Source organism: Paeniglutamicibacter sp., from assembly GCF_046714615.1.
Taxonomy (GTDB): domain Bacteria; phylum Actinomycetota; class Actinomycetes; order Actinomycetales; family Micrococcaceae; genus Paeniglutamicibacter.
Genome location: NZ_JBKKAP010000008.1, coordinates 30,491 through 43,975 on the forward strand (window position 1 = coordinate 30,491; position 13,485 = coordinate 43,975).

Consider the following 13,485-nt stretch of genomic DNA (forward strand, 5'->3'; position numbering starts at 1 on the left):
GCTCTTCGGATTTTGGCGTGGTGAGGACGCCGGCCTGGGCGGGGTCTGCCAGTAAAGCCTTGTCAAGATCAGGCTTTTCATATGGAAATACTCGCAATTGCGTCAGGCAATTGGATTCTGCTTCCATCATTTCGCCAACAGCCCCACGCCCTCACCTGCATGATCGACTGCGGCCTCTCCGTCCGGTTCCTCAACGTTAGGAAGGGCCCCTGGCCTCGAGTAACGGGAAGCCCAGCTCCCCGACCGATTCCGGGGACAGGGTCTCTTCCGCGTGCAGGGACACCACCGCATAGATCCCGCACGCCGATGCAACTTGCTTGACCCAGACGGCGGTGTCCTCCGCCTTGCGCCCGGCATCCACCGCTGCCCACAGCTGGTCAGGCGCCAGCACCTCGAGCAATTGCAGTTGCGCAGGGAGTGCCAGCAGCGGATTGATGGCCACCGAAACGAGCAGGGGCACTCCGTCTTCCACGGCGGTGGCACGCGCCCTCAGGATGCCGCGCCGGTCCATGATGGGCTTGCGGGCCAGGGCCTGCGCATCGAACTTCTGCGCCAAATCCCCGGCGTTGCGCCGCAGGGCGGTTCCGTCGTCAAGTTCCCCCGCTGCCATCGAGGCATCGCCCCACAGCCCGATCACCACGACCAGGTCCCCGGGTCCGGCCAGCGGCGAGGGAACGACATCCCTGCCCGGCGCCGCGGCCGGGCGCCCGGGATGCCCCGGGACGCTGGTCCCTGCCGGGGGTGCGCCGGCGGCGCGGGATCCGGTGGCAGGTTCCAGGGCGAAGGCCTGGCTGTCCAGCAGGCGGTCGAAGTCGGGCCTTCCGGGCAGCGGCGGCAGTGCGACGCTGTCGGCGGACCCGGGTGCCTGCGGGGCGAAGCGCAGCTCGGCGGCGTCGGCCCGCGCCAGCAGCCCGTCGATGCCGCCCGATACTGCAGTGGAATCCGGTGTCAGCGCGTTGGCAGCGAAGGTGTTCAGCGCCGGGGAAGCGGGCTTCGGCGGCCGGGGTTTCCGGGCGGGTTCGAGGGCGCGCTGCGGCTCCGGTACGGCCCCGGACTCCAGCACGTGGCCGTCAGGTGCGTGCTCGTCGGGCACCTCGATGATGGCCTCGAGGTGCGTCTTGGCCAGGAACCCGCCGATGCCTCCGACGGTGACCCGCTCGGCCGAGACGATGCGGGCGTGTGGCCCGTATTCGGCGACTGCCTGCTCGTGGATTTCCGCCAGGCCGGGCCCCTCAAGCCGAAATCGCATCGGCACCGCGCACCACCCCCACTGTCTCGATCTCTGCCCCGCCGGCGGTGGCCTCCTGGTAGGAGAGCACCGGGATGGAACCGGGGGCGACACCCAGCAGGCGGCGCACCGCCGGGCGCAGCGCAGGGGCGCAGACCAACACCGCGGACAGGCCTCGGACCTCCAGCTCCCCGGCGATCTGCTTGACCGAGGCCAGCACGGCTTCCAACCGCTGCGCGTCCAGCATGATCTGGCTTCCGGCCTCGGAGGGACGCAGCCCCTCGAGCATGAGTTGTTCCAGCACGGGGTCGATCATCACCACCCGCAGCGTGTTCCCCTCCAGGTAGCCGGCTGCAATGGCCGGGCCCAGCGCGGTGCGCGCTGCCTCGATGAGCCCTTCCGGGTCGGTGCTGGCCTTGGCGCGCAGGGCCAGGGCCTCGTAGATGCGCCCGAGGTCGTTGATGGGCACGCCTTCGATCAGCAGGCCCTGCAGCACGCGCTGGACCTCCGCCAGGGACAACGGGGAGGGCACCAGTTCCTCCACGGCCGAGGGGTTGGTCTCTCGCACCGCATCGGTGAGCACCCGCACGTCCTCCCGGGTGAGCAGGCGCGCGGCCTGCGCCTGGACGATCGAGGAGAGGTGGGTGACGATCACCGAGACCCTGTCAATGGTGGTGGCCCCGGCCATCTCGGCGTTGTGCCGCAGCTCGGCGGGGACCCACTTGCCGGCCAGCCCGAAGACCGCCTCCACCACGGACACCCCGGGCAGCGAGTCCAGGTGCTCGCCCAGTGCCAGCACCTTCCCGCGCGGCGCGGTGCCGCGCCCGGCCTCGACGCCGGCGATCCGGATTGCATAGGTGGCGGGGGGCAGGTCCACGGAATCGCGGGTGCGCACCGGTGGCAGCACGATGCCCATTTCCATGGCAACGCGGCGGCGCAGGGCGCGCACGCGGGCCAGCAGGTCATCCCCTCCCCCGTTGACCACGTCCACCAGGTCCGGGGCCAGCTGGATCTCCAGGGCGTGCACCCGCATCTTTTCGATCAGGTCCTCGGTGGTTTCGCTCGGCACCACGGCTGCCTCGTTTTGGCGCGCCACCGCGGCCCGGGTTTCCTCCTTGGCCAGGTTGGACTTGATGCGCTGGGCGGTGAGGATCAGCAGTGCGCCGATGAGCACGAAGGGCAGCTTCGGCATCCCGGGCACCAGGGCCAGGGCGATGGCGGCGGACCCGGAGATCAGCAGCGCGGTGCGCGACTGGGCCAGCTGCTTCGAGGCGGTGGAGCCCATGTCGGTCGAGGCGTTGGAGCGGGTGACGATCATGCCGGTGGACACGGCCATGAGCAGGGCGGGGATCTGCGTGGCCAGCCCGTCGCCAATGGTCAGCAACGCGTAGGTGTTCAGCGCCTCGGAAATCCCCATGCCGCGGGAGATCATGCCGATGGCGATGCCACCGACGAGGTTGATGATGATGATGATCAGCCCGGCGATGGCGTCGCCCTTGACGAACTTGGAGGCGCCGTCCATGGCGCCGTAGAAGTCTGCCTCCGCGGCGACCTCGGCGCGGCGCTCGCGCGCCTGGGTGTCGGTGATCAGCCCTGCGTTGAGGTCCGCGTCGATGGCCATCTGCTTGCCCGGCATCGCGTCGAGGGTGAAGCGGGCCCCGACCTCGGCAACACGCTCGGCGCCCTTGGTGACCACGACGAACTGGATGACGATCAGGATCAGGAAGATCACGCAGCCGATGATCAGCGAGCCGCCCACGGCGATGGACCCGAAGGCGGCAATGACCTCACCTGCATACCCGTTGCCCAGCACCAGCCGGGTGGAGGCGACGTTCAGGCCCAGGCGCAGCAGCGTGGCCACCAGCAGCAGCGAGGGGAAGACCGAGAAGTCCAGCGGCCGCTTGACGAACATGGTGGTCAGCAGGATCACCAGGGCCAACAGGATGGACACTGCGATCAGCATGTCCAGCAGGACCGCGGGGACAGGGACCACCAGCAGCATGATGATTCCCACCACGCCCAGCGGCACCGCGATCTTGGAGAGGGAAGCAAATTTCATTCGGTCTTGCTCCTTGGGGCAGGTTGGTTGGCCGGAGGTTGGGGCGTGGATCGGACTTGGGTCTTGGGCGGGCGTCGGGTCTGCGGCATCATGGAGTGCCCGCCCGCCGCCCGGGATCCGGTGGCGGGGCGCCGGGCACCGTGTGGACGCCGGGCGCGGTGCCGCGGGCCTTGAGCGTCATGACGAAGGCCAGGACCCGTGCCACGTCGTTGTAGCTCTCTGCAGGGATCTCGTCCCCGATGGCGCTGACCTCGTGCAGGTTCCGGGCCAGCGGGACGTCGCGGATCATGGGCACGCGCTTCTCGGCGGCTTCCTCGCGGATGCGCGTGGCGATGTTTCCGGCGCCCTTGGCCACGAGCCGGGGAGCGGACTTACCGGGTTCGTAGCGCAGCGCGACTGCAACGTGGGTCGGGTTCACGATCACCACGTCCGCATCGGCGATCGCCGCGATCATGCGGTTGCGGCTCATCGCCATCTGCCGCGCGCGGCGCTGGGACTTGATCAGCGGGTCCCCGTCGGTGCGCTTGTTCTCGTCGGTGACTTCCTTGCGCGTCATCCGGGTGTGCTTGCGGTTCCGGCGCATGACCACCAGCACGTCGGCGGCCGCCAGCACCAGCCCGGCGATGACCGAGGCCCGGATCAGCGAGGCGGCGCCGTCGGACCCGGCGCCCAGCAGCGAGGCCAGCGGCAGCGACCCGGATTGCAAGAGCAGCGGCATGAGCGAGGCGACGACGAACCAGAGCACCAGGCCGATGACTGCAACCTTGAGCAGTGCCTTGAGTCCCTGCCAAAGGGCCTGGAGTCCGAAGACCCGTTGCATGCCGGTGATGAGGTTCAGGCTTGCCGGATCCAGCTTGAATTTCTTGAACGTGATCCCGCCCTGCAGCGCGGCGGTGGCCACCACGACCACGAGCACCACCACGAAGAGGGGCAGCAGCGAGGCCGGCAGCGAACCCAGCCCGGTCCCCAGCGCGTCGACGGCGGCCTCGGGATCGGGGTCGGCAATGATGCGGCGCACCGCCTCCAGCTGCGCGCGGCCCGCCTGATCGGCCGCCACGAGCACCCCGGGCAGCATCAGGGCCGCGGCCCCGATCCCCAGCCAGGCAGCAAGGTCCTGCGAGCGGGTCGTCTTGCCCTTCTCCCGCACTTCCTTCATGCGCTGGGCGGTGGCCTTTTCGCTGCGCTCCCCCGAATCCTGGCTCAAGGCCCGGTCACCCCCGAAAGCAGGGACAGGGCGCCGCGCACCAGTGCGGAGACCAGCGCGGGCAGCACCACGAACACGGTGCCGACCAGCGCGAGGGTCAGCATGATCTTCAGCGGGAAGCCCATGGCGAAGGCGTTCAGCGCCGGGGCGGCGCGGGTCAGCAGGCCCAGGCCGATGTCGGCCAGGACCAGGACCACCAGCAGGGGACCGGCGATCTGCACCGCTGCCACGAACATCTCCCCCACCGCGCCCACGAGGGATTGCGCCACGTACGGCAGCCCGATCCCGCCGCCCAGCGGGATGACGGCGAAGGAGCGGAACAGCCCGGCGAGCACCAGCTGGTACCCGTCGGAGGCGACCAGCAGGGCGAGCGCGGCGAAGTGGAAGAAGCGGGTGAACTGGGCGCCGTTGATCATGGACTGGGGGTCGAAGCCCTGGGCCATGGCGAAGCCGCCAAAGAGGTCGATGAGGCTGCCGGCTGACTGGATGGCGGAGAAAACCAGCATGACCATGAAACCCATGGCCGCCCCCGCCACCAGTTCGGCGACGATGGCGGCCAGGAACGGGCCGGTGTCCAGGGATTCGTAGCCGGCACCGAGGCGCGGGGTGACGGCCAGGGCGAGCCCGATCCCGAGCATGCCCTTGATCCGCAGCGGGATGGCGTTGTGCGAGAAGGGAGGGGCAATGACCAGGAACGCGGTGACGCGCACCGCCGCGAGCATCATCACCTCCAGCCAGGGAAGCGGCACGGTGGCCAGCATCCTTAGCCGCCTCCCAGCAGGGCCGGGATCTTCTCGAAGAGCTCGTTGGTGAAGAGCACCATTTCTGCAATCATCCAGTGCCCGCAGACCAGCAGCGCGATCGCGACGGCGGCGGCCTTCGGGACGAAGGAGAGGGTGATTTCCTGGATCTGCGTCATTGACTGGAACAGGGAGATCGCGAAACCCACCACCAGCGAGGTGATCAGCACCGGGGCGGCAAGCTTCGCGGCGACCAGCAGCCCGGACAGGCCGATGTCCAGGACGGCATTCGGGTCCATCTCTAGCCCCCGCCGATCCGGTAGGAGCCGATGAGTGCGGTGATGACCAGGCCCCAGCCGTCCACCAGCACGAAGAGCAGGATCTTGAACGGCAGGGAGATCATCACCGGCGGGAGCATCATCATGCCCATGGACATCAGTGCCGAGGAGACCACCAGGTCGATGACCAGGAACGGCACGAAGATCACGAAGCCGATGATGAATGCAGCGCGCAGCTCGGAGATCATGAATGCCGGGATCAACGTGGTCAGCGCGACGTCGGCAGGGGTGGCGGGGTTGGGCAGTTCCGCGGCGCGGGTCATCAGCGCGATGTCGGCCTCGCGGGTGTGCGCCAGCATGAACTCCCGCAGCGGCACGACCCCGACCTCGAGCGCCCGGGACAGGTCGATGCTCCCGTCCAGGTAGGGTTGCACGCCCACCTCGTTCATGGTGGTGAGCACCGGGGCCATGATGAACAGGGAGAGGAAGAGCGCCAGGCCGGCGAGCACCTGGTTGGGCGGGATGGTGGGCAGCGCCAGGGCGTTGCGGGTGAAGGCCAGGACCACGAAGATCTTGGTAAACGAGCTCATCATCAGCAGCAGCGCCGGGGCCACCGAGAGCAGCGTGATCGCGATGAGGGTGACGATTGCGGAGCTCGGGGTGCCGTTGGGGCCGTTGATTTCCACCGACAGCCCGCCGTTGTCCCCCGGTGCCCCGGGGTCGATGGGCGCGGCCAACGCGGCGGGAGTGCCGGCCCAGGAAAGCATGGCCAGCAGCACCAAGAGCAGCCCGGCCAGCAGTGCCAGCCGGGTTCGCGGGGGCAGGGAGGTGCGAAGCGCGCTCATGCGCCGCGTCCTTGGCGGACGGCGGCCAGGGCCCGACGCCAGGTGTCCGGGGCCAGAATCGAGCCGGCCAGCGCGCCCGAGGGCGCGGAGGAAGTCGCGGAGGAAGCCAGAGCCGTTGCTGCGGTCGCACCAACGGCCGACTGCGGTCCGTCCGGGTCCACATCGTCCACCCGTGGATCGTTCGCTGACACCGGTCCCAGACGCATGGCGTTCAGGCTGGCCGCGAAGGCGCGCGAGCGTTCGGCCATGGTGGCGGGGGCGCTCACCTGTTCAAGCGGGTCTGGCACCACGGGCTCGGGGGCCTCGAAGGAATCCAGCACGCTGATCGAGGACTCTGCCACGCCCAGCAGGTAGCGCCTGCCCTGCACGTCAAGCAGCACCACGGAGGACTTCGGGCCCAGGCCCTGGCGCTCGACCACGGTGAGTTGCGAGGCGCGCGGGACACCGAAGCGCGGCAGCAGGCGCCTGCGCAGGTAGAACAACAGCCCGAAGACCGCCGCGAGCGAGACGATCACCCGCAGCACCAAGAAGAAGGATTCCACTGCTAGGACTGGACCTCGTTCACGTCGAGGATCTGGGTGATGCGCACCCCGTAGTCCTGGTCCATGACCACGACCTCGCCCAGGGCGATCAGCCGGCCATTGAGCAGGATATCCGCCGGGGCCCCGGCCGAGCGGTCGAGTTCCACCACGGCACCGGGCTCCAGGCCCAACACGTCGCGCACGGACATGCGGGTGCGCCCGATCTCCACCGTCAACGCCATTTCCACGTTGTTGATTCGGCCCAGCCGGCTTGCCACGTCCTCGCGCGCCTCGGCGCCGGTGCCGGCCGGCAGCGAGGCAGGTTCGTTGTTGCGGATGCGGATGGCAAAGAAGCCGATCTCTTCCCCGGCGCTGCGCAATTCAAAGCACACGGTCTCGGCGTCCGAGAGCATCGCATCGGCGTGCACCGCGGAATCGGTGGAGAGCACGCCCGCGCCGAGCACGCCGGTGGCGGCCTCGAGGGCCGGACGCAGGATGTCGGCTGCGGACACCAGCGAGCCGGGCCCACCCGGGGCACCTCCCAGCAGAGGGGCGGCCACGGAGAGCAACACGTCGGCGGAGTGCTGGCCGACGAAGCCGGCGGCAACCAGCTCGCCGGACCCCCCAAGCGTCGAGGCGTCGCGGGCGCCTGAATGCAGCACCGCGGTGACCGGGGAGGTGGTGGGCAGCATGCCTGCCAGCGCCTCGGCGGCGGCCGAATACAGCGCCGTCGAATGCAGGACCGGGATGGATGATGGTTCGGGACTCAAGAGGGACTCTCCTCGGTAGAAACGACGACGGCGGCGATCCGGCCGCCGCGGGTACCGGCTGCGGCGGTGCCCAGGCGGCGGCCGTCAACTGACAGCTCGAAGGGCCGGTGGACGGGGTGCGGCAGCGGCAGCACATCCCCCACGGCCAGGTTCAGGATGGTGCCGGGGGTGACGAATGCCGGGCCGAGGGCCAGGGCCACGTCAACCGGGACCCCCGCGATCGCCTCGGTGAGCAGCTCGGCGGCGTTCTCCACCGGGGTGCGCGGGTTGGTTTCCCCGAGTTGCGGCAGAAGCATCTCCGCCGGCACCGCGACCGAGGCCAGGGCGCTGCGCTCGCCCACGCGGACTCGCAGCCAAGCGGCGATGACGATCTCGGACTTCGTGGCGGCCTGCGCAAACTGGGAGTTGTGGTGGATTCCTGCCACCACAAGCTGGCGCTGCAGCAGGGCGCCCAGGGAATAGTGCAGGTCCTCGAGTGCCTCGTCCATCAGGCCGCGCACCAGGGTCTGCTCGATGCGGGTGTACTTGCGTTCGGGGACGTCCGTGGCGGTGGGGCTGCCGAGCATGTGGGAGACCCAGTTCAGTGCGTCTGCGGCGGGGAACTGGATGACGGCGCGTGCGCCGTGCCCCTCGGCCTCGCAGAGCACCATGGTGGTGGCAGGCGGCAGGCCCGCGACGTAGTCGTCGTAGGACAGCATCAGGACGTGTTCCATGGACACCTGCGACATGACCCGGATCTTGGCCGTCAGCTGGGTGCCCCATTGGCGGGCAAAGGTCTCGAAGGCCAGCTCGAGCACGCGCGCATGTTCGCGGGCCAGGGTCGTGGGCCGGCGGAAGTCATAGACGACGGCGGCGGCCGGGTTCGGGGATGTTGGATTGGGCCCACCCGCACCGGGGTGTTCCGCAGGCAAGAGCGTCACTGGCACCACTATCGGCAGGTGATGGCCGATCGGTTAGCGGGCGGGGGACAAATATTCGTCCCGGAATTTCGTCGAACCGACGGTATCAAACTGACTTGGGAGTTTGCGTTTTTCGCCTCCGGAGAACCCGGACCGTTTTGCCATTCTCCCGGCAATACCACCCGTCCAGGTAGTACTTCCTGTACTCCTGGCACTCACCAATCGCGGCGGATAGTGGAGTGAGCCCGTCTCCGCGTAGCCCATCATGGCAAGCTCCGGAAGCCGTGAAGAGTCAAAAATCACGGCAGATAGTCGGATTCGCGAGCATGGCAAAGCCCGCCGCGGGTTGCGACGAACTGAGCGAGCTGTCAGGAACGGCAGGTAGCTTGGACTGTGGGTCCTGTACGGGAATCACATTTCAAAGACTTGGAGGCTGATCATGAGTAAGCGTCGCTACTACAGCCAAGGTCCACGCATTCCGCTTCTGTGGCAGAACATTGGTTTGGGGATTTTGGTTCTAGCGGTTATTGGGATTGCTGCCTACCTGATCGTTCGGTGACTGTAAGAGCAAGAGCAGAGTTTTCACCACGGATGGTGACGGGCACGAGGATTGAACAGTCGCGGCGGATAGTGGAGTGAGCCCGTCTCCGCGTGGCCCATCATGGCAAGCTCCGGAAGCCATGAAGAGTCAACAATCCCGGCAGATAGGCGTGTTGCAGGCACTCCGGATCGGGAAAGGAGATTACCCGAAAGTCGCTGGCACGGATGCAAGAGCAGACCAACGCACGACCCTGCCTTGAAGCATCATCTCTCTGGAGCATCGCGGTGCCGACGGCGGGATCCTCGGTTCTTTGTTCGGCCAGCCAGGCAACATCCAGATGGAAGAAATTGAAGAACACGAATGTCAGAATCGTTCGCCGGGGCCTTCCGGAAGGCGCAAGGACACGCGCTTCCAATGGTCCTGAAGGCACTTTGTTTCCACGGTGTCTCATTGGGCACCACCCACTTCCCCAAAAGTGTTCCCGGAGCGGCCCCTCGCAACTTCCCCAAGTGACGTGATTCCGCTCCCTTGGCAAAACCCTACGACACCCTGACGGGAAGTAGAAGAGGGATACGTCCAGCACAAAGTCCTTCCCCGGCCTGAGGGCCGAGGAAAGGTTGAGACCCCGCTAGGTTGCGTGCACGGTGTCTGGCTACGGGCTTTGCGTCAGCAGGTCCCTGACCGACTCGGGCTGGTTGGACAGCACCACGATGTCTACCCGGCGGTTCAGTGACAGGTCCTTGTTGCCTGGGACCGGCCGGGCATCCCCGTATCCCACCGAGGAGATCCGTGCCGCCTTGACTCCCCCGTCCTCGACCAGGGAGCGCAGCACGCCGGTGGCGCGCGAAGCGGAAAGCTCCCAGTTGGTGGGATAGGGCTCGACCGGGCGGCGCACGTCCGCGAAGCCCTCCACCTCGAAGTAGCGCTTCGTGGGGGCCAGCACCGGGGCGATGGCGTCGATGATCTCTCGGGCGTTGTCGGTGAGCTCGGCACTATTGGGCACAAAGAAGGTCTCGGCGCTGACCAGTCGCACGGTGAGCCCGCGGTTGTCGATGGAAAACACCGCCGCCCCGGAATGCCCGGAATCCTTCAACCGCTTTTCGATGCGGTCCTTGATCTGCAGCAGGTCCGCCTCCTCGTCTTGGGCCAGGGCGAGCAGCGCTTCCTTGGTCTGCCCGTCGATCTGGCTGCTGGCCAGCAATCCCTCGGTGCCCACCAGCTCGGGCGGGACCACGATCCCCTCCGCGGTGTCGACAGTGACGCTCTGCTCGGTGCCGAACCCGGTGGCCAGCGAGTTCTTCAGCTTCGTGAACTTGTCCTGGTCGACGGTGGACATGGCATAGAGCACGATGAACAGGCACATCAGCACCGTGACCATGTCCATGTAGGAGGCCATCCAGCGCTCGTCGGGTCCGTCGTGCCCGGACCCGGCAGACTGGCGGCCCTTCCGGCCGCCGCGCCGGCTGCTGCTCCGGCCCCCGCTCACGCGGCTTCCTTGAAGTCTTCCAGCATGGCCTTGGGACCCGACAACGATTCCTTGCGGCTCTCCTTGCCCAGTGCGTGCGGCGGGACCATGGCCTGCAGCTTCTCCTCGAGCAGGATCGGCTGGCTGCCTCCCTGGATGGCCAGCACGCCCTCCATCGCAAGGGTCATCCTGTCGATTTCGAGTTCCGAGAGCCGGCGCAGGCGCGTGCCGATGGGCAGCCAGATGAAGTTGGCCGAGACCAGTCCCCACAGGGTTGCCACGAAGGCGGCGGCGATCATGTGGCCGAGCTCGTCGGGCTTGGAGAGGTTTTCCAGCACGTGGGTCAGCGAGATCACGGTGCCGATGATGCCCACCGTGGGCGCGTAGCCGCCGAGTGTGGCAAACCACTTGTGCGCAATCGCGTCGGTGCGTTCGCGGGTGGAGATCTCGTCCTCAAGCTGGTCGCGCAGCTCGTCACCGTCCATGCCGTCGGCCATGGACTGCAGGGCACGGCCCAGGAACGGGTCCTTGGTTTCCCTGGCCTCGGATTCGAGGGCCAGCAGGCCGTCCTTGCGCGCGAGGTCCGCCAATTCCACCAGCCGGGTGATCAGCTCCCCCACCGGGGCGATCTTGCCGCGGAAGGCCGAGGGAAGGGCCTTGAAGGCGATCATCATGTCGCTGATGGTGCCGCTGGCGATGCCCACGGCGATGGTTCCGAGGAACACGATGATCATGGGGGCCGGCAGGAGGATCGAGGTGACGGAAGCACCCTCCATGAAAAGCATGGTGAACATGGCGCCGAAGGCCAGCAGGAGGCCGATGATTGTTGCTGGATCCACGTGGGGCGTCCTCTTATCGATGCGTCAGGGGCGAAACGGATGGTTGGGGCGGCTCGTAGTACCGCGCCAGCGAGACCACCCGGGCGCGATGTGCCGCCACCAGGGAAATGACCTCTTCCATGGTTTCGGTGACCACGTACTTGGCGCCGTTGACCATGAACACCACGGTGTCGGGGCTTTCCTGGATCCGCTCGATGAGGTCGGCATTGATCGCAAAGCGTGTGGCGTTGAGCCTGGTTACAACGATCATTGAAGCACCCCGTCCTTTCAGTGGATCACTCTCGGCAGGAAGGGCTGCCCCGTTAGCCAACGGGACAGCCCTTCGGTGGCTCGCGCCGGTGACTTAGCGCTTGAGGTTGGCCAGTTCCTGGAGGACCTCGTCGCTGGTGGTGATGATCCGGGCGTTGGCCTGGAAGCCGCGCTGGGCGACGATCAGGTTGGTGAACTCCTGGGAGAGGTCGACGTTGGACATTTCCAGCATCCCGCCGGAGATGGTGCCCATGCCCGGGTCCCCCGGAACCCCGTATTCGACGGTGCCGGAGTTGGCGGTGACGGTGTAGCCCGAGCCGCCGGTCTTCTGCAGGCCCGCGGGGTTGCCCACGGTTCCCAGGGCGATCTGTGCGATGGCCTGCTGGGCACCGTTGGAGAAGGTTCCGGTCAACGTGCCGTCCGAGCCCAGGGTGTAGGACTCCAACGTCCCGGCCGAGCTGCCGTTCTGCTCGCTGATCGACACGGTCTTTAGGCCCGCAAAGCCGGTGACCTGGGACAGGTCCACCGTGATGCCTCCGACGTTCAGGGGGCCGCTGGGAGTCAGCGTGCCGTTGGCGTTCTGAGTCAGGGTGACGTTGCTCGGGGCCCCGCCGTCCACATCGGCCGCCACGGCCCAGCCGCCGGCGGTGCGGGTGAAGGTCATGGCCAGCGTGCGACTGGTGCCGTCCGCAGCGAAGACTTCCTTGTCCTGGACGACGGTACCGTTGACGGCCGTCTCCTTGGGCAGGTTTCCGGTAAGTCCCGCGGTGCTGGTCACGGTGGCCGGGGCGACCAGGTCGCGGGGCAGGGCGACGTCGGTCAATGCGCCGCCGGTGGCCAGCTGCCCGCCTTGCGCCATCCAGCCCTGCACGATGCCCCCGTCGGGGCTGGTCAGCCGGCCGTTGGCATCGAACTCGAAGGCGCCTGCGCGGGTCAGTGAGGTGGCGTTTCCCGAGCGGGTGACGAAGAAGCCCTCGCCGGCAATCATCATGTCCGAGGAACGTCCGGTGCTCTGGGACGAGCCCTGCCCGAAGTTGGTGGAGATGCCGGCGACCTGCACGCCGAGGCCGACCTGGGCCGGGTTGCGTCCGCCGGCGTTATCGCCCGGGGTCGTGGCGCCCTGGGTCATTTGGGACAGGGTGTCCTGGAACTGGACGGAGGAAGACTTGAAGCCCGAGGTGTTGACGTTGGCAATGTTGTTGCCGGTGGTGTCGAGCATGGTCTGGTGGGCGCGAAGACCGGAAATTCCTGAATACAGTGAACGAAGCATTGGGGGTGTCTTTCTGCGTAGGAGGAAATTGGGTGGAACAAGAAATCTGGGGGTGGGCGCCTAGGCGCCGATGGCATCCGGGTCGGTGGCCTCAGGCACCGGTTCCCCGCCCTCGGGCGGGGTTTCCAGCGTCGTGTCCTGCTCCGGATCGGGACCCGGTGCGGCGGGTGCCGCGATGCCGATGATCTGCGCGTAGGGAATCTGCTGCTCCCCCACGGTGACGACCGGTTCGCCGCCGGCGAAGGACACCGCGGTGACCACACCGGTGATCGGAGGTTCCCCGCCGGTGGTGATTTCCTGGCCGATCAGCGAGGATGCGGCCAGGCGCTGCTGGATGTCCAGCGAGGCTTCCTGGGTGGCGCTGAGCGTGTTCATGCGTTCCATGGACGCCAGCTGGGTCGTCTGGGAAATCATCTGGTTGGTGTCCATGGGCGAGCTCGGGTCCTGGTTGGCCAGCTGGGTGACCAGCAAATGCAGGAACACCTCGCCGTCCATGCTTTGTTTGGGAGCACGGACGGGAGCGGCCGAGGCCCCGAATTGCGTCGCGTCGATGGGTGGCACTGTCATGGGGTTGTCC

Annotated in this window: 15 protein-coding genes; all 15 read right to left on the reverse strand. The window is 67.4% G+C overall.

Translation table 11 applies throughout. The annotated features are described in order from the left end of the window. Positions 1-196 precede the first annotated feature (196 nt). Positions 197-1,249, reverse strand: coding sequence for a hypothetical protein (locus ACLQ7E_RS00545; RefSeq protein ID WP_411730569.1), 1,053 nt, complete (start codon positions 1,247-1,249; stop codon positions 197-199). Continuing rightward, positions 1,233-3,287 carry a flagellar biosynthesis protein FlhA gene (locus ACLQ7E_RS00550; protein ID WP_411730570.1) on the reverse strand — a complete coding sequence of 685 codons (2,055 nt, stop codon included), beginning with the start codon at positions 3,285-3,287 and terminating at the stop codon, positions 1,233-1,235. The genes ACLQ7E_RS00545 and ACLQ7E_RS00550 overlap by 17 nt, the downstream gene beginning before the upstream one ends. Before the next feature lie 88 nt (positions 3,288-3,375). Further along, complete coding sequence (locus ACLQ7E_RS00555; RefSeq protein WP_411730571.1) at positions 3,376-4,491, reverse strand: flagellar biosynthesis protein FlhB; 1,116 nt, start codon at positions 4,489-4,491, stop codon at positions 3,376-3,378. Beyond that, a complete protein-coding gene (locus ACLQ7E_RS00560; protein WP_411730572.1) occupies positions 4,488-5,252 on the reverse strand; it encodes a flagellar biosynthetic protein FliR in 765 nt (254 codons plus the stop codon). The genes ACLQ7E_RS00555 and ACLQ7E_RS00560 overlap by 4 nt, the downstream gene beginning before the upstream one ends. A gap of 2 nt (positions 5,253-5,254) precedes the next feature. Then, positions 5,255-5,530 carry a flagellar biosynthesis protein FliQ gene (gene fliQ / locus ACLQ7E_RS00565; RefSeq protein ID WP_411730573.1) on the reverse strand — a complete coding sequence of 92 codons (276 nt, stop codon included), beginning with the start codon at positions 5,528-5,530 and terminating at the stop codon, positions 5,255-5,257. Between the two features lie 2 nt (positions 5,531-5,532). Further along, a complete protein-coding gene (fliP, locus tag ACLQ7E_RS00570) occupies positions 5,533-6,354 on the reverse strand; it encodes a flagellar type III secretion system pore protein FliP (protein ID WP_411730574.1) in 822 nt (273 codons plus the stop codon). Continuing rightward, positions 6,351-6,896, reverse strand: coding sequence for a flagellar biosynthetic protein FliO (locus ACLQ7E_RS00575; protein WP_411730575.1), 546 nt, complete (start codon positions 6,894-6,896; stop codon positions 6,351-6,353). The genes fliP and ACLQ7E_RS00575 overlap by 4 nt, the downstream gene beginning before the upstream one ends. A gap of 2 nt (positions 6,897-6,898) precedes the next feature. Next, entirely contained in the window at positions 6,899-7,645 is a 747-nt protein-coding gene (gene fliN, locus ACLQ7E_RS00580; RefSeq protein WP_411730576.1) for a flagellar motor switch protein FliN, read from the reverse strand. Then, complete coding sequence (locus ACLQ7E_RS00585) at positions 7,642-8,565, reverse strand: flagellar motor switch protein FliM (RefSeq protein WP_411730577.1); 924 nt, start codon at positions 8,563-8,565, stop codon at positions 7,642-7,644. Before ACLQ7E_RS00585 ends, fliN begins: the two co-directional genes overlap by 4 nt. Before the next feature lie 638 nt (positions 8,566-9,203). Beyond that, entirely contained in the window at positions 9,204-9,443 is a 240-nt protein-coding gene (locus tag ACLQ7E_RS00590; RefSeq protein WP_411730578.1) for a hypothetical protein, read from the reverse strand. A 294-nt stretch (positions 9,444-9,737) separates the two neighbouring features. After that, on the reverse strand, positions 9,738-10,571 hold the full coding sequence (locus tag ACLQ7E_RS00595; protein WP_411730579.1) for a flagellar motor protein MotB: 834 nt from the start codon (positions 10,569-10,571) through the stop codon (positions 9,738-9,740). Continuing rightward, positions 10,568-11,389 carry a motility protein A gene (locus ACLQ7E_RS00600; protein ID WP_411730580.1) on the reverse strand — a complete coding sequence of 274 codons (822 nt, stop codon included), beginning with the start codon at positions 11,387-11,389 and terminating at the stop codon, positions 10,568-10,570. The genes ACLQ7E_RS00595 and ACLQ7E_RS00600 overlap by 4 nt, the downstream gene beginning before the upstream one ends. A gap of 13 nt (positions 11,390-11,402) precedes the next feature. Next, entirely contained in the window at positions 11,403-11,639 is a 237-nt protein-coding gene (locus ACLQ7E_RS00605; protein WP_411730581.1) for a flagellar FlbD family protein, read from the reverse strand. A 93-nt stretch (positions 11,640-11,732) separates the two neighbouring features. Further along, positions 11,733-12,908: a flagellar hook protein FlgE gene (locus tag ACLQ7E_RS00610; protein WP_411730582.1), complete on the reverse strand. Its 1,176-nt coding sequence runs from the start codon at positions 12,906-12,908 to the stop codon at positions 11,733-11,735. Positions 12,909-12,968: 60 nt separating this feature from the next. Beyond that, positions 12,969-13,475 carry a flagellar hook assembly protein FlgD gene (locus ACLQ7E_RS00615; RefSeq protein WP_411730583.1) on the reverse strand — a complete coding sequence of 169 codons (507 nt, stop codon included), beginning with the start codon at positions 13,473-13,475 and terminating at the stop codon, positions 12,969-12,971. Positions 13,476-13,485 lie beyond the last annotated feature (10 nt).